This window comes from Microbacterium sp. Z10_103 (assembly GCF_058310455.1).
Genome location: NZ_JBZEGK010000001.1, coordinates 1,394,768 through 1,414,722 on the forward strand (window position 1 = coordinate 1,394,768; position 19,955 = coordinate 1,414,722).

At 69.4% G+C, this 19,955-nt stretch carries 20 protein-coding genes; 3 read left to right on the forward strand and 17 right to left on the reverse strand.

Annotated elements, in window-relative coordinates; all coding sequences use genetic code 11:
• Positions 1-8: 8 nt before the first annotated feature.
• The 9 genes from rsfS to rplU all read right to left on the reverse strand — a co-directional run bounded on the left by rsfS (position 9) and on the right by rplU (position 6,644).
• The gene (gene rsfS / locus AC4FS2_RS06520) at positions 9-380 is read right to left on the reverse strand and encodes a ribosome silencing factor (RefSeq protein WP_491152647.1); all 372 of its coding nucleotides are present in this window, start codon (positions 378-380) and stop codon (positions 9-11) included.
• A complete protein-coding gene (locus AC4FS2_RS06525; RefSeq protein WP_491152645.1) occupies positions 380-1,465 on the reverse strand; it encodes a hypothetical protein in 1,086 nt (361 codons plus the stop codon). Before AC4FS2_RS06525 ends, rsfS begins: the two co-directional genes overlap by 1 nt.
• On the reverse strand, positions 1,462-2,058 hold the full coding sequence (nadD, locus tag AC4FS2_RS06530) for a nicotinate-nucleotide adenylyltransferase (RefSeq protein ID WP_491152644.1): 597 nt from the start codon (positions 2,056-2,058) through the stop codon (positions 1,462-1,464). The genes AC4FS2_RS06525 and nadD overlap by 4 nt, the downstream gene beginning before the upstream one ends.
• Positions 2,059-2,067: 9 nt before the next feature.
• Positions 2,068-2,289: a hypothetical protein gene (locus tag AC4FS2_RS06535; protein ID WP_491152642.1), complete on the reverse strand. Its 222-nt coding sequence runs from the start codon at positions 2,287-2,289 to the stop codon at positions 2,068-2,070.
• A gap of 49 nt (positions 2,290-2,338) precedes the next feature.
• The gene (locus AC4FS2_RS06540; RefSeq protein WP_491152640.1) at positions 2,339-3,598 is read right to left on the reverse strand and encodes a glutamate-5-semialdehyde dehydrogenase; all 1,260 of its coding nucleotides are present in this window, start codon (positions 3,596-3,598) and stop codon (positions 2,339-2,341) included.
• A complete protein-coding gene (proB, locus tag AC4FS2_RS06545) occupies positions 3,595-4,446 on the reverse strand; it encodes a glutamate 5-kinase (protein WP_491152638.1) in 852 nt (283 codons plus the stop codon). The genes AC4FS2_RS06540 and proB overlap by 4 nt, the downstream gene beginning before the upstream one ends.
• Complete coding sequence (gene obgE / locus AC4FS2_RS06550) at positions 4,443-5,942, reverse strand: GTPase ObgE (RefSeq protein WP_491152636.1); 1,500 nt, start codon at positions 5,940-5,942, stop codon at positions 4,443-4,445. Before obgE ends, proB begins: the two co-directional genes overlap by 4 nt.
• 118 nt (positions 5,943-6,060) lie before the next feature.
• Entirely contained in the window at positions 6,061-6,318 is a 258-nt protein-coding gene (gene rpmA / locus AC4FS2_RS06555; protein ID WP_442926970.1) for a 50S ribosomal protein L27, read from the reverse strand.
• A 17-nt stretch (positions 6,319-6,335) separates the two neighbouring features.
• Complete coding sequence (gene rplU, locus AC4FS2_RS06560; RefSeq protein ID WP_484509123.1) at positions 6,336-6,644, reverse strand: 50S ribosomal protein L21; 309 nt, start codon at positions 6,642-6,644, stop codon at positions 6,336-6,338.
• Between the two features lie 229 nt (positions 6,645-6,873).
• Here rplU and AC4FS2_RS06565 point away from each other — a divergent pair, with 229 nt between their 5' ends.
• Positions 6,874-7,149, forward strand: a complete 276-nt coding sequence (locus AC4FS2_RS06565; RefSeq protein ID WP_491152634.1) for a DUF4031 domain-containing protein — start codon at positions 6,874-6,876, stop codon at positions 7,147-7,149.
• A 4-nt stretch (positions 7,150-7,153) separates the two neighbouring features.
• Here the strand turns inward: AC4FS2_RS06565 and AC4FS2_RS06570 are convergent, their stop codons facing one another.
• Positions 7,154-9,505: an Rne/Rng family ribonuclease gene (locus AC4FS2_RS06570; RefSeq protein ID WP_491152632.1), complete on the reverse strand. Its 2,352-nt coding sequence runs from the start codon at positions 9,503-9,505 to the stop codon at positions 7,154-7,156.
• Between the two features lie 286 nt (positions 9,506-9,791).
• On the opposite strand from AC4FS2_RS06570, the gene AC4FS2_RS06575 reads away from it, so the two are divergent.
• Both AC4FS2_RS06575 and AC4FS2_RS06580 read left to right on the forward strand, forming a co-directional pair.
• Complete coding sequence (locus tag AC4FS2_RS06575) at positions 9,792-10,391, forward strand: vitamin K epoxide reductase family protein (protein WP_491152630.1); 600 nt, start codon at positions 9,792-9,794, stop codon at positions 10,389-10,391.
• A gap of 1 nt (position 10,392) precedes the next feature.
• On the forward strand, positions 10,393-10,815 hold the full coding sequence (locus AC4FS2_RS06580; RefSeq protein WP_491152627.1) for a hypothetical protein: 423 nt from the start codon (positions 10,393-10,395) through the stop codon (positions 10,813-10,815).
• Here the strand turns inward: AC4FS2_RS06580 and ndk are convergent, their stop codons facing one another.
• The 7 genes from ndk to AC4FS2_RS06615 form a co-directional block, all read right to left on the reverse strand.
• Positions 10,816-11,232 (reverse strand): nucleoside-diphosphate kinase, encoded by a 417-nt coding sequence (gene ndk, locus AC4FS2_RS06585; protein ID WP_491152625.1) that lies wholly within the window; start codon positions 11,230-11,232, stop codon positions 10,816-10,818.
• A gap of 2 nt (positions 11,233-11,234) precedes the next feature.
• Positions 11,235-11,639: a DUF4233 domain-containing protein gene (locus AC4FS2_RS06590; RefSeq protein ID WP_491152623.1), complete on the reverse strand. Its 405-nt coding sequence runs from the start codon at positions 11,637-11,639 to the stop codon at positions 11,235-11,237.
• Positions 11,627-12,979: a bifunctional folylpolyglutamate synthase/dihydrofolate synthase gene (locus AC4FS2_RS06595; protein ID WP_491152621.1), complete on the reverse strand. Its 1,353-nt coding sequence runs from the start codon at positions 12,977-12,979 to the stop codon at positions 11,627-11,629. The genes AC4FS2_RS06590 and AC4FS2_RS06595 overlap by 13 nt, the downstream gene beginning before the upstream one ends.
• Positions 12,976-16,398 carry an isoleucine--tRNA ligase gene (gene ileS / locus AC4FS2_RS06600; protein ID WP_491152619.1) on the reverse strand — a complete coding sequence of 1,141 codons (3,423 nt, stop codon included), beginning with the start codon at positions 16,396-16,398 and terminating at the stop codon, positions 12,976-12,978. The genes AC4FS2_RS06595 and ileS overlap by 4 nt, the downstream gene beginning before the upstream one ends.
• Before the next feature lie 215 nt (positions 16,399-16,613).
• The gene (locus tag AC4FS2_RS06605; RefSeq protein WP_491152618.1) at positions 16,614-18,134 is read right to left on the reverse strand and encodes a dipeptide ABC transporter ATP-binding protein; all 1,521 of its coding nucleotides are present in this window, start codon (positions 18,132-18,134) and stop codon (positions 16,614-16,616) included.
• Positions 18,131-18,943 carry an ABC transporter permease gene (locus AC4FS2_RS06610; protein ID WP_491152616.1) on the reverse strand — a complete coding sequence of 271 codons (813 nt, stop codon included), beginning with the start codon at positions 18,941-18,943 and terminating at the stop codon, positions 18,131-18,133. The genes AC4FS2_RS06605 and AC4FS2_RS06610 overlap by 4 nt, the downstream gene beginning before the upstream one ends.
• Positions 18,940-19,917, reverse strand: coding sequence for an ABC transporter permease (locus tag AC4FS2_RS06615; protein WP_491152615.1), 978 nt, complete (start codon positions 19,915-19,917; stop codon positions 18,940-18,942). Before AC4FS2_RS06615 ends, AC4FS2_RS06610 begins: the two co-directional genes overlap by 4 nt.
• Positions 19,918-19,955 lie beyond the last annotated feature (38 nt).

Sequence of the window (19,955 nt, forward strand, 5' to 3'; positions counted from 1 at the left end):
TCGCGACGCTACTCCGCGTGTGCGGGAAGGTCGATGGGGACGACCGGACAGTCCTTCCAGAGGCGCTCGAGCCCGTAGTACACGCGCTCCTGCTCGTGGAAGACATGCACGACGAGGTCGCCGAAGTCCAGCAGAATCCAGCGCGACTCCGCCCGACCCTCCCGGCGTAGGCGTTTGTGTCCGCCTTCCAGGAGCTTCGCTTCGATCTCGTCGGCGATCGCAGCGACGTTGCGTTCGTTTCGCCCCGTGGCGATGAGGAAGATGTCGACGAGCGGAAGCGGCTGCGAGACGTCGAGCGCGACGAGGTCTTCGCCACCCTTGGAATCGGCGGCGTGGGCGGCGATGTCGAGCATCGTCCGCGAGGACTCGGTGGCGGCCATCAGAAGACTCCGGTTGTGACGGCGGCGATGAGCACACCGACGAGGGCGAGGGCAAGGACGCCGGCGGTGATCACCAGGGCAAGCATCAATCGGTTGCCCTTCTCAGGTGCCGGCGGTCGGATGATCTCCTCGCCGGGGTGTCGCGCGGTGCTGATCGCCGCGCTCGCGGCGATCGGTGTCGGGGAGGACGAGGCAGGGAGCTCGCCGTCGATGAGGACGGCGTCGACGTCTTTGCCGTCCGTGGTTCCGTGCGCGTGCCCGACAGACCCCAGCCCGGCAGGCAGGTCGAACGAGCCCGTGATGAGGAGCTCGCCCGTCGCCGATATCGGTGAGAGCGGGGCCGCGCTGGGCGTCTGGGAGAGGATCAACGCGTTCGGCGTCGCGATGGACCCGGTCGCAGAACTGCCGCGCGCAATCAGCTGATCGAATGAGGACGGGGCGGAAACGGGAGGCGTCTGGCCGGCAAGCAGGCCGGAGCCCAGCTCCGGATTCACCACGGACGGCGCGGGCGCCTCTTCGTCCTCGGCGGGGCGTGGGAGGTGGGCGATCGGACCAGAATCGGCTTCGGCCTCTTGCCCTTCGGCCTCTTGCGCTTCGGGCTCGGCAACCCCGGCGTCGGTTTCCGCCTCTTGTGCAGCATCCGGCTGCGCGCCGGTCGGCTCCGGCTCCGGTCGCGGGTCGGCGGGAACCTCATCCTCGGGCGTCTCCTCCGATGCCGTCGGCGCGTCCGTCGCGGGCGGCACGGCAGCCGCCGACGCGTCCGACAGCATGTCGGGCTGGATGACGGGGACCGAGGCGGTGCGGATGCGCTCCTGCGCCCGGGCCTGGCGGCGCGTCAGGGCGGTCACTCCGAGGTCGATGGAAGTGTCGGGCAGGGGTGCGGGAGCAACCGGGGCGGGTTCGGCGGCGCGCGGCAGCGGGGTGGGTGCTGCGGCGACCGGCTCCGGTACAACGGTCTCGGCGGGCGAATCGCCGGCCTCTTCCTCCGTTGGCGGAGGAATGATGGGGTTGGCGCCGGTCGCGCGGATCTCGCGGATGCGGCGACGGGTCAGCGGAGTCGTCTCGGGCTGATCTGGTGTGCTCATGCCTTGCTCCGGTAAAGGTGGTGCTTTGCGATGTACTGAACGACCCCGTCGGGGACGAGGTACCACACGGGGTGTCCTCGGCGGACGCGGTCCCGACAGTCGGTAGACGAGATCGCCAGCGCCGGGATCTCGAGTTGGCTGACGTCTTCGGTGGGCAGCCCTTCCGTGCTCAGTACGTGGCCGGGCCGTGACACCGCGACGAAGTGCGCGAGGTCCCACAACTCATCATGGTCCCTCCAACTGAGAATCTGCGCCACGGCATCCGCACCGGAGATGAAAAACAGCTCGGCGCCCGGGCGTTGGGCCTGCAGGTCGCGCAGAGTGTCGATCGTGTACGTGATCCCGATCCTGTCGATGTCCACCCGGCTGACGCTGAACTGCGGGTTGGACGCGGTGGCGATCACCGTCATGAGGTAACGGTGTTCGCTCGGCGAGACCTCTTGCTTGTGCCACGGCATACCGGTCGGCACGAAGATGACCTCGTCGAGCCCGAAGCCCTGTGCCACTTCGCTGGCCGCAACCAGGTGACCGTTGTGGATGGGATCGAAAGTCCCGCCCATGACCCCGATCCGCGCCGCGCGCTCCCCCGACATCCAGTGGGCCTAGTGGCCGTGTCCCTCGTGGCTCGGTGCCGGGTGGGTGCGAGCGTATGCCTCCGCCTTCGGTGCGTGACGGTTGGCCACGTTGCGGTAGGACAGCGTCACGATCCCGAGGAGGGCGAAAACCGCGAGGGCCACAGCGCCGTACCAGAACGTCTCGAGGGCGACGTTGCCGTGATGCTCCGCCTCCGCAGCGGCCAGGGCGATCAACGTGGCGGTGGTCATCGGGTCTCCGTTCGGGTCGAGCGCGACGCGCCCTGCCATTTTAGTGCGCTCATGTGCGGATCTGCCCGTCGCCGCGCGCCAGCCACTTCGAGCTGGTCAGCTCCGCAAGCCCCATCGGCCCGCGGGCGTGGAGCTTCTGCGTCGAGATACCGACCTCAGCACCGAAGCCGAACTCGCCGCCGTCCGTGAACCGCGTCGATGCGTTCACCATGACCACAGCCGAGTCCACCTCGGCGAGGAACCGTTCCGCATTGGCGGCATCATCGGTGACGATCGACTCGGTGTGGTGCGTCGAATACCGCCGGATGTGAGCGAGGGCATCGTCGAGGTCGGCGACGATGCGTACCGCGACGTCGAGGCTGAGGTATTCGGTCGCCCAGTCCTCCTCGGTCGCAGGGACAGCGCGGGGATGCAGACGCACGACCGCCTCGTCTCCGTGAACGGTGACGCCCGCCTCATCCAACGCGGCGAGAACGCCCGGCAGGACGCGCTCGGCGGCGTCACGGTGCACCAGGACCGTCTCCACCGCGTTGCAGACGCTCGGACGCTGGACCTTGGCATTGACGACGATGTCCCGTGCCCAGTCCGCGCGCGCCGTCGCGTCGAGGACGATGTGGACGACACCTGCGCCGGTCTCGATGACCGGCACGAGCGACTCGGTCACGACCGTTTCGATCAGCTGCGCGCTTCCGCGCGGCACGAGGACATCCACGATGCCGCGAGCCTGCATCAGCTCACGGGCACCGTCACGGCCGAACTCGTCCACGGTCTGTACCGCGTCCGGATTCACGCCCACGTCGACCAATGCGGCGCGCATGCTGCGAACGAGCGCCGCGTTCGTCTGCTCCGCGGCACTCCCACCGCGGAGCACGACGGCGTTGCCGGAGCGGAGCGCGAGGGCAGCGATGTCGACCGTCACGTTGGGCCGGGCTTCGTAGATGGTGCCCACCACTCCGAACGGCACCGAAATCTTCTGCAGCCGCAGGCCACTGGGCAGGGTCCGTTCGTCGAGAACGCGGCCCACCGGGTCCGGGAGCTCAGCGATCTGCCGCACTGCGGCCGCGAGAGCCGACACGCGCGGTTCGTCCATGCGGAGGCGGTCCAGCAGCGCCTCGCCGATCCCGTTCTCGTGACCGCGCGAGAGGTCTTCGGCGTTCGCGGCGACGATGGGCCCGGCATCGGCCTCCAGCCGGCCGGCGATCGCACGCAGAAGCTCTTCCTTGCGAGCGGCGTCCAGCAACCCGACGGAGCGCGAAGCATCGTGAGCGAGAAGCATCCTCTCGCGTGCGGATGTGGCGACGACGGTCATCCGCTCAGTCTACCGATGGGGGTGGTGACGGTCCCGACGGGGCCGGTCGGTGCCGGCGCCGTCGCGTCGGGGTCGGGGTGGAACCAGGTGCCGATGTCGCGCCCGCTGAGCGCATCGGCCACGAGGTCGGCGCTGGTGACGAGTACGCCCACTCCGGAAGCCGCAGCAAGCCGCGCGGCCGACACTTTCGTCGCCGCTCCCCCGGTCCCCACGCTGTTGACGACCATGCTTCCGAATTCGTAACCCTGCAGGTCGTCTCCGAACTCGATCGCGGGGATGGGGCGGGCACCCGGGTCCCCCGGGGGGCGGGTGTAGAGGCATTCGATGTCGCTGAGGAGAATCAACGCATCGGCACCCAGGAGCGCCGACACCAGAGCTGCCAGCCGGTCGTTGTCACCGAAGCGAATCTCGTGGGTGGCGACGGTGTCGTTCTCATTGACGATCGGGAGGATGCGTAACCCGAGGAGTCGCTCCATAGCGCGGCGGGCGTTGGAACGAGAGGTGGCGTTCTCCAGGTCGCCCGCGGTGAGCAGCACCTGCCCGGCAAGGAGCCCGAAGCGGTCGAGCGAGGTCTGGTAGCGCCACATGAGCACGTTCTGACCGACCGCGGCCGCCGCCTGCTGCGTCGCCAGGTCGGTCGGGCGTCCGGCGAGGTCGAGGAACGGCAGGGCGGTGGCTATCGCGCCCGAAGAAACCAGGACGATCTCCGTGCCGCGGGCGTGCGCCGCAGCCAGGGCCTCCACGATGAGATCGATACGGTGCGCGTTGTCACCGCTGATCGAGGACGAACCGACCTTCACCACGACTCGATCGGCCCCGGGGACCTCGGACCGCGTGAGCGCGGTCATCCGCCGTCTCCGTCCCGTCTCGCCAGTCGCTCAACCTCGAGCTCTGCGCGGGCGTCAGCCTTCGCATCCATGCGCTCGTGGTAGCGCTCGCGGCGCTGGGAGGTGGTGCGACGGGGGTTCTCGTCCAGGCGCGGGTCCGTGCCACGGGGGGCGGTCATGAGCTCCGCAGCGGAGGACAGGGACGGCTGCCAGTCGAAGACGACGCCGTCGCCCTCACCGATGACGACGGTCGCGCCGGGCGTCGCCCCCACGCGCAACAGTTCGTCCTCCACGCCGAGGCGTTCCAGGCGGTCGGCAAGATAACCGACGGCCTCGTCGTTCTGGAAGTCGGTCTGCTGAACCCACCGCAGCGGCTTGGCACCGAGGATGCGGTAGACCGGGCCGTAGGTGCCGCCCTCGACCCGCACGCTGAAGTCGCGCTCGGAGCCCTTCGGGCGGATGACGATGCGCTCGGCAGGCTCGGTCGCGGCAAGCTCCGCGCGGTGGTGCTCGATGAGCTCCCCCAGCGCGAACGTGAGTTCGCGCAGACCAGAACGGGAAACGGTGGAAATCTCGAAGACCCGGAATCCGCGCGCTTCCAGATCGGGGCGGACGAGTGCGGCCAGTTCTTTCGCCTCGGGAACGTCCACCTTGTTCAGCGCCACCAGCTGCGGGCGATCCACCAGGGGGGTTTGGCCTTCCGGAACAGGGTAGGCGGCCAGTTCGGCGAGGATGACATCGAGGTCGCTGAGCGGATCGCGGCCGGGCTCCAGTGTGGCGCAGTCCAGGACGTGGACGAGTGCCGTGCAGCGCTCGACGTGACGGAGGAACTCCAGCCCCAGACCCCGACCTTCGCTTGCCCCTTCGATGAGCCCGGGGACATCGGCGATGGTGAACCGCACGTCGCCGGCCTGGACGACACCGAGGTTCGGATGCAGCGTGGTGAACGGATAGTCGGCGATCTTCGGTCGCGCCGCCGAGACGGCGGCGATGAGGCTCGACTTCCCGGCCGAGGGATAGCCGACGAGTGCGACATCTGCGACGGTCTTCAGCTCGAGGACAAGGTCACCCTCCCACCCGGGAGTGCCGAGCAGAGCGAAGCCGGGGGCCTTGCGCTTTGTGGAGGCGAGGGCAGCGTTGCCGAGTCCGCCCTGTCCGCCGGGCGCAGCGATGAATCGCATGCCCGGCGTGATCATGTCGACGAGCGTCTCCCCGTCGGCGGACTTCACGACCGTGCCCACCGGAACGGGCAGCTCGAGCGACTCGCCGAGCGCACCGGAACGGTGATCTCCCATGCCGAATCCGCCGTTGCCGGCCGAGCGGTGCGGGGAGTGATGGTAGGAGAGCAGCGTCGTGACCTGCGGGTCGGCGACGAGCACGACGTCGCCGCCATGTCCGCCGTTGCCTCCGTCAGGGCCGGCGAGGGGCTTGAACTTCTCGCGCTTGACCGAGACGCATCCGTTGCCGCCCTTGCCCGCGCGCAGGTGCAGCGTCACCTGGTCTACGAATGTGACCATGGGTCTTCCCTTCGGGCGTGAGCCGCGGATGCGGGGGTGGAGGAGGATCGGACGCGGGAAAAAAACGAGGGGGTGGGCCTACGCCCACCCCCTCGTGAAACCGTTCCGACGCTCCGGGTCACTCCGCCGCTGCGACGATGTTGACGACCTTCCGGCCGCCCTTGGTGCCGAACTGCACCGCGCCGGCGGACAGCGCGAAAAGCGTGTCGTCGCCGCCACGGCCGACGTTGGCGCCGGGGTGGAAGTGGGTGCCGCGCTGGCGGACGATGATCTCGCCCGCACCGACGACCTGACCGCCGAACCGCTTCACGCCCAGTCGCTGGGCGTTGGAGTCGCGACCGTTCCGAGTGGAGCTTGCGCCCTTCTTGTGTGCCATGTCTACGTCTCCCTGGCTTACTTGATGCCGGTGATCTTGACGCGCGTGAGGTCCTGACGGTGCCCCTGGCGCTTCTTGTACCCGGTCTTGTTCTTGAACTTCTGGATCACGATCTTCGGACCACGCTCTTCGCCGAGCACCTCGGCGGTGACGGTCACCTTCGCAAGCTTGTCGGCGTCGGTCGTGACAGCGTCGCCGTCGACGAGGAGGACCGCGGGAAGCTGCACCTTGTCGCCCACCGACGCGGCGAGACGATCGAGAACGACAACCGTGCCGACCTCGACTTTCTCCTGCCGGCCACCGGCGCGCACAACTGCGTAAACCACTTCACACCTGTTTCATTCGGGAGCGCACTGCTCCGGGGTTTGTCTGATGACGGAAGTCTCGGCACGATTTCGTCGTCTCACCGCGTTGCGGCTGAGAGACGAACGACGAGGTCACCCCCGCGAAGGAGGCGAACGTGACGCACCAAAGGTCGAGTTTACCTGATGCCCGGACTACTGGCAAAGCGGGAGGCTCCGCCGCGTGTCGTGACCTCCCACATATGATCGCTGGGTGGCGATCCTGATCGATAAGCCGATTTGGCCGGCGCACGGGCGCCTCTGGTCTCACCTGGTCAGCGACACCGATCTGGACGAGCTCCACGCATTCGCCCGCGCCCACGAGATCCCGCGGCGCGGATTCGATCTGGACCATTACGACATTCCCCAGGAACAGCACGCCCGCCTGGTCGCCGGGGGCGCACAGCCGGTTGACGGGCACGAACTGGTCCGGCGTCTCATCGCCTCGGGACTGCGGGTTCCGGCGCGCGACCGGCGCCGGAACCGCTGACCGCTCAGTTATCGTCGGCCGGAGAAGCCTGCACGGGCGTGCCGCTGAGGGCAGCCGTGGTGACGCGTCGGCGTGAGCGCCCCTGACCGGGCGCCTTGGGCTCGGGGAGCGCGTTCAGCACCGAGTCCAGGAGCAGGTCCTTCTCCGTGCGCTGAGACTTCGTTCCGGCGTCCGAGCGCTTCTTTCGCGTCTTGCGCGGGGCTTCGGTGGTCTGCTCCGCCGGCTCGATCTCGATTTCGGCCACCACCGGCTCGGACGGCGTCTCGATGATGTCGATCGCCGCCGTCTGAATGGTGGATGCCGCGATCTGTGCGAGCGCCGACTTCACGCCCTCCGTGATGACGTGGGTGCCCGTGGAAGCGGCGGACCCGTTGCCATTGCCGTTGCCGTTTCCGTTGCTTCGGCCGCCGCGCCTGTTCGAGGCCGGGCCGGCGCTGGCCGAGCCGTTCGAACGATGCTTCACGACGGGGTCGTGATGCACGACCACCCCGCGGCCCGCACACACCTCGCACGGCTCGCTGAAGGTCTCCAGCAGGCCCAGACCCAACTTCTTACGGGTCATCTGGACAAGGCCGAGCGAGGTGACCTCCGCGACCTGGTGCTTGGTGCGGTCACGGCTCAGGCACTCGATGAGTCGGCGCAGCACGAGATCTCGGTTGGACTCGAGCACCATGTCGATGAAGTCGACCACGATGATGCCGCCGATGTCGCGCAGCCGCAGCTGCCGGACGATCTCCTCGGCCGCCTCGAGGTTGTTCTTCGTGACGGTTTCCTCGAGGTTGCCGCCGGAGCCGACGAACTTGCCCGTGTTGACGTCGACGACGGTCATCGCCTCTGTGCGGTCGATCACGAGCGACCCGCCCGAGGGCAGCCACACCTTGCGGTCGAGAGCCTTTTCGATCTGCTCGGTGATCCGGAACTCGTCGAACGGGTCACCATCGGAGTCGTACGACTCGACACGCTCGAGCAGGTCGGGGGCCACGCCGGCGAGGTAGGACGAGATCGTCTGCTGCGCGTCCTCGCCCTGGATGAGCATCTTCGTGAAGTCCTCGTTGAAGACGTCGCGGACGATCTTGACGAGGAGGTCAGGCTCGGAGTGCAGGAGCGCGGGCGCCTGGATCGACTCGACCTGCTGCGAGATCAGCTCCCACTGCGAGGTGAGTCGCTGCACGTCGTGAGTCAGCTGCTCCTCGGTCGCACCCTCGGCCGCCGTGCGCACGATCACGCCGGAGGATTCGGGCAGCACCTCCTTGAGGATCTTCTTCAGACGCGCCCGCTCGGTGTCGGGGAGCTTGCGGGAGATGCCGTTCATGGCGCCGCCCGGGACGTAGACGAGGTAACGGCCGGGAAGGGAGATCTGACTGGTCAGTCGCGCACCCTTGTGGCCGACGGGGTCCTTCGTGACCTGGACGAGAACACGATCGCCCGACTTCAGTGCGAGCTCGATCCGGCGCGGCTGGTTGCCGGTCTCCGCCGCATCCCAGTCGACCTCGCCCGAGTACAGCACCGCGTTGCGGCCCCGGCCGATGTCGACGAACGCCGCCTCCATGCTGGGCAGGACGTTCTGCACACGGCCGAGATAGACGTTGCCGATCAAGGATGCGTCCTGGTTGCGTGCGACGTAGTGCTCCACGAGCACGTTGTCTTCGAGAACGGCGATCTGCACGCGGCCGTTCTTGGAGCGCACCACCATGACGCGGTCCACCGCCTCGCGGCGAGCGAGGAACTCGGCCTCGGTGACGACGGGACGGCGGCGCCCCGCCTCGCGGCCATCGCGTCGACGCTGCTTCTTGGCCTCCAGGCGCGTCGAGCCCTTGATGCGCTGAGGCTCGGTGATGTACTCCACGGCACGCTGACGCGGCGCGGGCTGCTGCGGCTCCTGCTGCTCCGGCGCCGGCGCCTCATCGGCGCCCGCCCCCCGGCGGCGGTTACGGCGGCGCACGTTGGTGGGGCCGGCGGGCTCCTCCTCGAGCGGGGCCGGTGGGAGGACCGGGATCTCGGGCGCGTAGAAGTGCAGCGCCGTGCTCACGGTCGACACGAACGTCTCCGGCAGGAGTCCGAGCGAGACCGCCGTGGGCGGCCCATCAGGCTGGGTCTGCTGCGCGGAGAGTTCGGCCGGCACCGCAGTAGCGGTCGGCCCGTCGCCGCTCGGCGCGGTCTCGTCCTCCGACGAACTTCCGTCCGTCAGCGTCAGCGCGGCGGGCGCTCCGGTGTCGGATTCGACGGCCGCCACCGCATCGATCACCGCAGCGATCTCATCCTCGGCGAGCGACGCCTCGGTCAGATCCGGCGCGACCACTGTCTCGTCGACGGTCTCGTCGGCGGCTTCTGGCTGGTTCTCTGTTGCATCGGCCATCTCTGGCATACTCCCTGCGGGCGACGCCGCGCGTCGTCCGGAACTCATGCGGCGCCGCACCCGGCGGTGCCATCAACTCTCGCGGTCTGCAGTCGGCTCGAAGCACATACTGCGAAGGGCGTCCATCGCCCGAAGTCTGGTCGTGATGCGTTTGCGGCGCGGCCGCGGTGCATCGACCCCTATTATCGCACTTCCTGCGGCCTCGTGCAGGCACCGCTCCGAATGGCGCGTCTTCGCCGCCGCGCAACGGGCGTTTCATCCAGCCGCCGATGCCATAATCCGAGCCATGAGCAACACGGTCTCCCCCGCTCGTCCGACTGCGCTTGCCGTCTGGCTGATCCTGGCCGGGCTGATCGGATGGTGGGCCGCGTTCTCGCTCACGCTGGAGCGGCTGCATCTCCTGGCCAATCCCGGAAGCTCGGCCTCGTGCGACTTCAGCGTTCTCATCCAGTGCGGAAAGAACCTCGACTCGTGGCAGGGCAGCGTCTTCGGTTTCCCGAACCCGCTTCTCGGGCTCACGGGCTGGATGGCGCCGATCGTGGTGGGTGTCGCGTTGCTGGCAGGGGCTCGCTTCGCCCGCTGGTTCTGGTGGCTTTTCACGCTCGGGATGACGGGCGCCTTCGCGTTCGTCCTCTGGCTGATCGCGCAGAGCATCTTGGAGCTGTCGACCCTCTGCCCGTGGTGCATGGTCACCTGGATCGTCACCATCCCGTCGTTCTACGCGGTGCTCCTGCACGTCCTGCGCACGGGGATCGTGCCGACGTCGGCGGCGGTCCGCCGCGCGGCGGGTGCCCTCGCCGGATGGGTGCCGCTGCTGGCCGTCCTCAGCTACGCCGCCATCGCGGCGATCGCGCAGGTGCAGTTGCACTGGATACAGTCGCTCTGACATGGCCGGCCGATGGCACCGCGCGACAGCGACACTCGTGCTGCTCGGGTGCGCTGCGGGCGTGCTCGCGGGTTGCGCACCTCCGGCGGCCCCGAACGTCTGCGTTCCGGAGTTGTCCGTCACACCCGACGATCCCCGCCCCGGACGCATCGTCACGGTGGAGACCACCCGCTCCTGTCCCGGCGAGCTGCCCGAGGGAGCTCGCTGGGACGTCCGCATCCAGCCGGAAGGCGAGCGGATCCCGATCGCGCGTGCCTCCGTCGACCCGGAGCCGGACGGCTCCTTCACGGTGAGCATCACCGTGCCGCCCACGATCGGGCCCGGCCGGGCGGTCGCGCACATCGCGAACTACTGGGACTATGCGAGCTGCCCCGGGAGCGCGAGTTGCGCGGCCGCCGCGGTCATCTTCGACGTTCGCGAGTAGTCAGGCGAACCAGATCGCCAGTTCGCGCGCGGCGGACTCGGGGCTGTCGCTGCCGTGCACGAGGTTCTGCTGGACGGCCACACCCCAATCGCGCCCGTAGTCGCCACGGATCGTTCCCGGGGCGGCCGCGGTGGGGTCGGTGGTGCCGGCCAGGGAGCGGAACCCCTCGATCACCCGGTTGCCCGCCAGGCGGATCGCCACCGACGGACCCGACATCATGAACTCCAGCAGGGGCTCGTAGAAAGGCTTGCCCTCATGTTCGGCGTAGTGCTGCTCCAGCCGGGCGCGGTCGGGTTCCACCAGCCGGATGTCGACGAGCGCATACCCCTTCGCCTCGATCCGGGCGAGGATCGCGCCCGTCAGCCCACGAGCCACACCGTCGGGCTTCACCAGCACCAGGGTCTCTTCGGTCGCCATTGTCATTCTCCGTTCGCGGGTTCGGGATTCCGGGATGCGGCGGCGTTGCGCCGATCGAGGGAAGCCCCCTTGATCGTCGCATACGCCCACATCCCGCCGAAAACGAGCGCCACCAGCACCAGCGCCGGCAACCAGATGCTGCCCAGCGCCAGCACGACCTGAAGAGCCCATCCGACGGCGATCGCCCAGCGGTGGCGCAGGAGACCGGCGGTCAGCATCATGAGGACGGCGAGGACGCTGCCGGCCACCACCGCCCACCACGGTTCGATACCGGCCGGGAGGACGCGCAGGCCATAGGCGACGAGCCCGCCGAGAAAGACCACGATCGACTCGAACCCGAGCACCACGGCCCCGAGTGATTCGGCGGCACCGCGCGGCCGTCGCTGCCGAGGACTCACGCCTGCCATCCGTCTTTCCATCCCTCGATCTCCGACACGCGCAGCGCCTCGCCGGCCAGGACGACCGAACCGGCGATGACGACAGCGCGGCGGTCGGAGGCCGCGGCCCATTCCCGAGCCGCATCCGCCGCATCCTCCACGTTCGGATGAACCGTCACGGTGAGACCTGCCGCCTCGGCCAGGTCGGCGAGGACCTCCGGGTCGGTGGCCCGCTCGGAATCCGGCGCGGTCGCGAAGACGTGCGCCGCTGCGGGCGCGAGGGCAGCGACGATGCCGGCGACGTCCTTGTCCCCCAGAACGCCCAGGACCACGCCCCACTCGTCCACGTCGAAGGAGTCGCTCAACGCTGTCACCAGCGCGCGGGCACCGTGGGGGTTGTGCGCGGCATCCACGAGCACCGTGGGATGCGCACCCACCAGCTGGAGGCGACCCGGGGAGGTCACCTGCCCGAGGCCGTCGCCCACCACCTCGTCGGTCAGAGGCTGGGAGGCCCCGCCGATGAGAGATTCCACGGCGGCGACGGCCAGCGCGGCGTTGGCGGCCTGGTGCGCTCCGTACAGCGGAAGGTACTCGTCCGCGTAGGTCCCGGCGAGGCCTCGGACGGAGATCTGCTGGCCGCCGACGGCAAGACGTTGCGCGTCGAGGGCGAAGTCCTGCCCTTCGAAGGCGATGGTGGCGCCGCGGGAGGCGGCCGCCTCACGGAGGACGGCGGCGACCGCGGAATCCTGTTGCGCCGAGACGACGGCCGCGCCGTCTTTGATGATGCCGGATTTCACACGCGCGATCTCGGTGAGGGTGCTGCCCAGCCGGTCGGTGTGGTCCAGATCGACCGGGGTGAACACCGCAACGTCGCCGTCGGCGGTGTTGGTGGAGTCCCAGGACCCGCCCATCCCCACCTCGAGCACCAGGACGTCGACGGGTGCGTCCGCGGCGACCACGAACGCGAGGACCGTCAGCAACTCGAAGAATGTCAGCGGCGCGTCGCCGGCTGCCGCGAGTTCGGCGTCGACGAGGTCGACGAAGGGCGTGATCTCGTCCCATGCGTCGGCGATAGCAGCATCGGCCACCGGTTCGCCGTCGATCATGATGCGCTCGGTGAACCGTTCCAGATGCGGGCTCGTGAAAAGCCCGGTGCGAAGGCCCAGGGCACGCACGAGGCTTTCGATGATGCGACTGGTCGAGGTCTTGCCGTTCGTCCCCGTGACGTGGATGACGCGGTACGTGCGCTGCGGGTCGTCCAGCAGCTCCAGCACGCGGCGGGTTCGTTCCACGCGGGGCTGCACCCACTGCTCGCCCTGGCGTTGCAGGAGCGCCGCGTACACGGCGTCGGCGCGCGCCCGATCGTTCACAGTGTCTCCTCTGCATCGAGCCGGGTCACCGCGACGCGGAACGCTCCGGCGTTGGCGAATGCCCCGGGCGCGAACTCGCCGGTGTGCTCGGCATCCGCGTCGGGGGTGGATCGCAGCGTGTTACGGGCGAGTACGGTAGCGCCGTCGGCGACGACGCACGCCTCGCGAGCAAGAGTCTCCCCCGCGATGTCGGCGACGTCGAAGGCGGTCGTGACCGCGGCAGCATCGTCGGCGTTCTCGAACGCCAGCACGAGACGGATACGGTCACTGACGTCGAACCCCGCAGCTTTTCGCGTGTCCTGTACCGCACGGATCACATCGCGGGCGAGACCTTCGGCCTCGAGCGCCTCGTTGGTGGTCGTGTCCAGGAGAACCAGACCGCCCGACGGAAGAACCGCGAGCGCCTCGCCCTCCGGTCGCCCGGCCGTCTCCACGTGAAGGTCGTACTCGCCGGGCTGCAACACGACACCGCCCGCCGTCACGACACCGTCCACATCGCTCCAGTCGCCGGAGCGGGCACCCTGGATGGCCTGCTGCACCAGCTTGCCCACCCGCGGGCCGGCCGCCCGGGCGTTGACGTTCAGCCGGTGCGTGATGCCGTACTCCGCCGGGGTGCCGGCTTCGAGTTCGACGAGGTCGATGCGCTTGACGTTGAGCTCGTCGGCGAGGATGTTCTCGAACTGCTGCAGAGCTGCGGCGTTCTCGATGACGACCGTCAGCCGTGGCAACGGGAGCCGCACGCGCTTGCCTTCCCTCTTGCGCAAGGCGTTGGCGACGCTCGAGACCGCGCGCACGGCGTCCATGGCGGCGCGGATGTCTTCCGCGGCGTCGAAGGCGCCCGCATCCGGCCAATCGGTCAGGTGCACGCTCCGTCCACCGGTGAGCCCCTGCCACACCCGCTCCGCGACGAGCGGGAGCAGCGGCGCGGCAACCCGGGTGAGCGTTTCCAGAACCGTGTACAGGGTGTCGAAGGCTTCGCGGGAGGCCGGGTCTTCGTCCCGGACACCGAGCCAGAACCGGTCGCGAGAGCGCCGGATGTACCAGTTGGTCAGCACCTCACCGAAGTCGCGGAGGCGCTCGCTCGCCGTCGTCGAGTCCAATCCATCCAGGTCGGCGGCCACGTCGCGGACGAGCTGCCCCGTCAGCGCGAGGATGTAACGGTCCAGCACATCCGTCGAGTCGGTGCGCCAGGAGGCGTCGTAGCCGCCGGTCGCGGTCCCTGAAGCGGTCGCCGGTCCGCCCGCCGCGTTGGCGTAGGTGGCGAAGAAGTACCACGCGTTCCACAGCGGGAGCAGGAATTCACGGACGCCGGAGCGGATGCCCTCCTCGGTGACGACGAGGTTTCCCCCACGGAGGACGGAGCTGGACATGAGGAACCAGCGCATCGCGTCCGATCCGTCACGGTCGAAGACCTCGCGGACGTCGGGGTAGTTCCGCAGCGACTTCGACATCTTCTGTCCGTCGTTACCGAGGACGATGCCGTGGGCGGACACCGCCTTGAACGCCGGCCGGTCGAACAGCGCCGTGGACAGGACGTGCATCACGTAGAACCAGCCGCGGGTCTGCCCGATGTACTCCACGATGAAGTCGGCCGGCGCGTGCTCCTGGAACCACTCGTGATTCTCGAACGGGTAGTGCACCTGCGCGAACGGCATCGAGCCGGAGTCGAACCAGACGTCGAGCACGTCGTCGATGCGGCGCATCGAGCTGCGACCGGTCGGGTCATCCGGGTTCGGGCGGGTGAGTTCGTCGATGAACGGGCGGTGCAGATCCACGTCACCGTTCTCGTTGCGGGGAAGCCGTCCGAAGTCCACCTCCAGGTCGGCCAGCGAGCCGTACACGTCGACGCGCGGGTACTCCGGGTCGTCGCTCTTCCACACCGGGATGGGCGAACCCCAGTACCGGTTGCGGCTGATCGACCAGTCGCGGGCGCCTTCGAGCCACTTGCCGAACTGACCGTGCTGGACGTTCTCCGGCACCCACCGGATGTCCCCGTTGTTCTCGATCAGGCGGTCCTTGATGTCCGTGACACGGACGAACCAGCTGGAGACCGCCTTGTAGATCAGAGGATTGCGGCAGCGCCAGCAGTGCGGGTACGCGTGTTCGTAGCTGGCCTCGCGGACCAGCCGCCCGCTCTGGCGGAGCATGCGGATGAGGGGGGTGTTGGCGTCCATCCACCGCGTCCCGGCAACATCGGCCACGGCCGGCAGGAAGCGCCCGCCGTCATCGAGCGAGAGGATGGTCGGGATTCCGGCCGCATCGGCGAGACGCTTGTCGTCCTCGCCATAGGCCGGCGCCTGGTGGACGATGCCCGTGCCGTCGGTAGTCGTGACGTAGTCGTCGACGAGGATCTGCCAGGCGTTCCCGGTGCCCCACGTGTCGGCGTCGGCGTAGTAGTCGAAGAGGCGGTCGTACGCGACGCCCTCCAGCTCGGAACCGACGACGGTCTGCTCCACCGCGGCGGCGGCATCCTCCGCCGAGGAGTAGCCGAGGTCTTTGGCGTAGCCGGCCAGGAGGTCGGCGGCCAGGAGATAACGGTGCGCGGAGGTCTCCACCACGTCGTCGGCTTCGCCCCCGGGCGTGCGGTGCACATCGGCGGCGCCGTCCGGCCCGCCCGGCACCACGACATAGCGGATGCCGGGACCCACGGCCAGCGCGAGGTTGGTCGGCAGCGTCCACGGCGTCGTCGTCCACGCCAGGGCGCGCACGCCGGTGAGACCGAGCACTTCGGCCTTGGCGCCCACGAGGGGGAACGTCACGGTCACCGACGGGTCCTGGCGCGACTTGTAGACGTCGTCGTCCATCCGAAGCTCATGGCTGGAAAGCGGCGTCTGGTCCCGCCAGCAGTACGGCAGCACGCGGTAGCCCTCGTACGCGAGGCCCTTGTCGTGCAGAGTCTTGAACGCCCACAGCACCGACTCCATGTAGGTGGGGTCGAGCGTCTTGTAGCCCCGCTCGAAGTCGACCCACCGCGCCTGCCGGGTGACGTATTCCTCCCACTCCCGGGTGTACGCCAGCACCGACGAGCGTGCCTTCGCGTTGAAGGTGGCAACGCCCATCCGCTCGATGTCGTCCTTCTCCGTAATGCCCAGCTGCTTCATCGCCTCGAGCTCGGCCGGCAGCCCGTGCGTGTCCCAGCCGAAGACGCGATCGACCTTCTTCCCGCGCATGGTCTGGAAGCGAGGGAAGAGGTCCTTGGCGTATCCGGTGAGGAGGTGGCCGTAGTGCGGGAGCCCGTTGGCGAAGGGCGGCCCGTCGTAGAACACCCACTCCTCAGCATCCTGGCGCTGAGCGATCGACGCACGGAACGTGTCATCGGAGGCCCAGAAGGCGAGGGTGTCCTCTTCGATCGCGGGGAACCGGGGACTCGGCACGACAGGGTCGGCGGCGGGTCCGAACGCGGACTTCGGGTAGGTCATGTCACTCCAGCAGGTCGTCTTCTCCCTGCGAGGACGACCCTTTCGGCCGCGGTACCACCCCGCGTGACGGATGCTTCGCGCATCCGCCCTCTTTCACTGCGGCTGTGACGGGCCTGACCCGCTCGGTTCTACTGGGGACTGGCGTCCTGTTCTTCCGAGAGCTCCCCGGTGATGGCCGGATCGGTGCTCTTGCATCGATTGTACCCGCCCGCCCGCTACCGTGCGGCGAGCAGTTCCCGCGTGAAGGGATGCTGCGGGTCGGCGAACACCGCCGCTGTCGGCCCCGACTCGACCACGGCGCCGTCCTGCATCACGATGACGTCGTCGGCGACCGATGCGACCACGTCGAGGTCGTGCGAAATGAAGATCATGGTGAGGCCCCGCTCGCGCTGCAGCCGCTCAAGCAGGGCGAGCACCCGCTCGCGCACGGTCGGGTCGAGGGCGGACACCGGCTCGTCCAGCACGAGGATGTCGGGCGCGGGGGCGAGGGCGCGCGCGATCGCGGCGCGCTGCCGTTGGCCGCCGGACAGCTGCGCCGGACGGCGACGCGCGAGCGCGGGATCCAGATCGACCTCGCGCAGGAGCGCCGTTACGGCAGCGGCGCGCTCGGACCGCGCCATCCCGCCGGCGGCGAGGGCTTCGCGGAGAGATCTGCCGATGCGCCAGCGGGGGTCGAAGGCCCCGAGCGCGTTCTGCTGCACGAACTGGATCCGCCGTCGCAGCTGCGTGTCGTGCCCGCTGCCCCACTCCAGTCCCCCGATGCGCACCTCGCCGGCGTCCGGCCGTGATGCCCCGACGATCATGCGGGCGAGAGTGGTCTTGCCCGACCCCGATTCGCCCACCACGGCGACGGTGCGTCCCGCTGCCACGTCGAGGGAGACATCCCGCACCGCGGGGCGGTCGAAGGCCTTCGACAGGTGACGAGCGCTCAGCGCGACCGTCCCGCCTGGCATCGATACGGGACGCGGGTCGTGGCGGGCCGCCGCGACAAGAGCACGGGTGTACGGGTGCTGAGGATCACCGAGCACGGCATCGGCCGCTCCGGTCTCGAGGAAGCGACCGTCCCGCATGACGGCGATGCGATCGGCGACGCGGCGCACCGCAGCGAGGTCATGGCTGATGAGCACGACCGCGACGCCGGTGTCGGCGATCCGGCGGAGGAGATCCAGGACGCGCGCCTGCACCGTGGCGTCGAGCGCGGTGGTGGGCTCGTCGGCGACCAGGATCGCCGGGCTCGCCGCGAGCGCGGACGCGATGAGCGCCCGCTGACGCTGGCCGCCGGACAGTTCATGGGCATACTGACGCACCCGACGCTCCGGATCACGCAGGGCGACGTCGGCGAGGAGTGCCAGAGTGCGCGCGCGACGCTCGGCGCGGGGCATCCTCGGCTCATGCAGCCGGAGCGGCTCCTCCACCTCCGCACCGATCCGCCGAAGCGGGTCGAGAGAGACCAACGCGTCCTGCGAGACCAGTGCGATGCGCGCCCCCCGAAGCCGCCGCCATCCGCGGTCGCCCATGCCACGCGCGTCGATCCCGTCCACCATGAGCTCGTCCGCGTGGACCAGGGCGCCGCTGGGCGACAGTCCCAGCAGAGACCGCGCGGCGAGTGATTTGCCGGCGCCGGACTCTCCCACGATGGCGAGACACTCCCCCGGCGAGACGGCGAAGTCCAGTCCGTCGACGACCACGCTCGCTCCGAACGACACCCGCAGGCCCCGCACACGCAGACCGGTCATGTCGCCCGTCCGTCTGCGCGGGCTCGCACCGCACGGCCGAGGACGGTGGCCGCCACGACGGTGAGCGTGATGGCGGCTCCCGGGAAGACGGCCACCCACCATGCCTGGCCGAGGACGTTACGCCCGCCCGACAGCATCAGCCCCCACTCGGGGGTGGGTTCGGTGGGGCCGAGTCCCAGGAAGCTCAAGCCGGCGGCGGCGAGGATGCTGGAGCCGATCCCGATGGTCGCCAGCACGCTGAGCGACCCGAGGACACCGGGGGCCACATGGCGGACGAAGGCGGCGGGTGCCGGCACACCGAGGATCCGCGCCGCCTCGACGTGCTCCGCTGTTCGCAGGCTGCGCGTCTGGGCGCGTGCGAGTCGCACGTACACGGGGACCGCGGCGACCGTGACGGCGATCGCCACGTTGACGGCGCCCGGGCCGAGGACGGCGACCACGACGAGCGCGATGAGGAACTCGGGGAAGGCCAGCAACACGTCCGTCGCACGCATGGCCGCCGCATCCACCAGTCGCGGGGCGACCCCGGAGAGCGAGCCGACCACCAGACCGACGATCAGCGCCAGCCCCGTCGCGAGCAGACCGATCCCCACCGAGCGTGACGCCCCGTAGACCACACGTGAATACACATCCCGCCCGCTCTGGTCGGTGCCGAACACGTGCTCCGCGCCAGGCGGGAGCAGCGCCTGGGTGACGTCGGTCTGCAGCGGGTCCTGGGTCGCCAGCAGCTGCGGCGCGACCGCCGCCAGTGCCACCAGGCTCAGGACCGTGATGGCCGCGCCCACCAGCACGCGCCCACCAGCGGTCACGACACCCTCCGGGCGCGCGCGGCGGCCGTGCGGGCATCGCGCAGCCGAGGATCCAACAGCGGGTAGAGCACTTCGACGATCGAGGTGACGACCACGAACACCAGCGCGCTCAGCAGGATGATTCCGGTGATCACCGGGAGGTCACGGTCGCTGATCGCGGCCAGGGTGACCCGGCCGAGTCCCGGACGGGCGAACACGGTCTCCACGAGCACGGCCCCGCCCAGCAGCGACCCCACGAAGTAGGCCGCGAGCGTGACGGCGCCCGTCGCGCCGTGGCGCAACGTGTGGCGCAGCGTCAGCCACGTGGGCCCCGCACCCCGCGCCCGCACCGTGACAGCGAAGGGCTGGCGTTCGGCGGCCTCGACACCGTCGCGCAGCACCTGACCCAGAAGGGCCGCCACCGGCAGCGCCAGCGTCACCGCCGGGAGGACGATGGTCGCCGGGTTCCGCGAGCCGGACACCGGGAACCATCCCAGTCCGAAGGCGAACACGCTCAGCAGGAGCAACCCGATCCAGAAGACCGGGGACGACAGGATCACGAGTTCGACCGCCGCGACCACTCCTCGCGCGGTGCGCCCTCGCGCGAGGAGCACGGCCGAGAGGGCGAGGATGGTGGCCAGCACGAGCGCGGTGGCCGTCAGCTGCAACGTCGGTCCGAGTTGACGTCCGATGACGTCGGCCACCGGCATCCGCAGCTGATACGACTCGCCGAGGTCACCGCGCAGCAGTGCGCCGAGGTACGCGACGTACTGCTCGAGGGGCGGGCGGTCGAGTCCCAGCTCGGCACGGATGGAGTCCTTCACGGCGTCGCTCACCTGAGCCTGGGGGCCGAGCATCACCTCGACGGGGTCGCCCGGGATGAGCCGGAAGACCACGAAGGCGAGTGTCGCGGCCCCCCACAGCACCACCAGGACGGACACCACGAGGCCGCCCAGGCGCGCGACCCATTCGCGCGTGCGGGTACCGCTGGTCATCCTGCCCTCCCCGCCGGATGGGAAACCGGGGACGCGCC

Bases quoted from the DNA above. Each gene is read 5' to 3' on its own strand.
- rsfS (WP_491152647.1), bottom strand. From the start codon at position 380: ATGGCCGCCACCGAGTCCTCGCGGACGATGCTCGACATCGCCGCCCAC.
- AC4FS2_RS06525 (WP_491152645.1), bottom strand. From the start codon at position 1,465: ATGAGCACACCAGATCAGCCCGAGACGACTCCGCTGACCCGTCGCCGC.
- nadD (WP_491152644.1), bottom strand. From the start codon at position 2,058: ATGTCGGGGGAGCGCGCGGCGCGGATCGGGGTCATGGGCGGGACTTTC.
- AC4FS2_RS06535 (WP_491152642.1), bottom strand. From the start codon at position 2,289: ATGACCACCGCCACGTTGATCGCCCTGGCCGCTGCGGAGGCGGAGCAT.
- AC4FS2_RS06540 (WP_491152640.1), bottom strand. From the start codon at position 3,598: ATGACCGTCGTCGCCACATCCGCACGCGAGAGGATGCTTCTCGCTCAC.
- proB (WP_491152638.1), bottom strand. From the start codon at position 4,446: ATGACCGCGCTCACGCGGTCCGAGGTCCCCGGGGCCGATCGAGTCGTG.
- obgE (WP_491152636.1), bottom strand. From the start codon at position 5,942: ATGGTCACATTCGTAGACCAGGTGACGCTGCACCTGCGCGCGGGCAAG.
- rpmA (WP_442926970.1), bottom strand. From the start codon at position 6,318: ATGGCACACAAGAAGGGCGCAAGCTCCACTCGGAACGGTCGCGACTCC.
- AC4FS2_RS06570 (WP_491152632.1), bottom strand. From the start codon at position 9,505: ATGGCCGATGCAACAGAGAACCAGCCAGAAGCCGCCGACGAGACCGTC.
- AC4FS2_RS06575 (WP_491152630.1), top strand. From the start codon at position 9,792: ATGAGCAACACGGTCTCCCCCGCTCGTCCGACTGCGCTTGCCGTCTGG.
- AC4FS2_RS06580 (WP_491152627.1), top strand. From the start codon at position 10,393: ATGGCCGGCCGATGGCACCGCGCGACAGCGACACTCGTGCTGCTCGGG.
- ndk (WP_491152625.1), bottom strand. From the start codon at position 11,232: ATGGCGACCGAAGAGACCCTGGTGCTGGTGAAGCCCGACGGTGTGGCT.
- AC4FS2_RS06590 (WP_491152623.1), bottom strand. From the start codon at position 11,639: ATGGCAGGCGTGAGTCCTCGGCAGCGACGGCCGCGCGGTGCCGCCGAA.
- ileS (WP_491152619.1), bottom strand. From the start codon at position 16,398: ATGACCTACCCGAAGTCCGCGTTCGGACCCGCCGCCGACCCTGTCGTG.
- AC4FS2_RS06605 (WP_491152618.1), bottom strand. From the start codon at position 18,134: ATGACCGGTCTGCGTGTGCGGGGCCTGCGGGTGTCGTTCGGAGCGAGC.
- AC4FS2_RS06615 (WP_491152615.1), bottom strand. From the start codon at position 19,917: ATGACCAGCGGTACCCGCACGCGCGAATGGGTCGCGCGCCTGGGCGGC.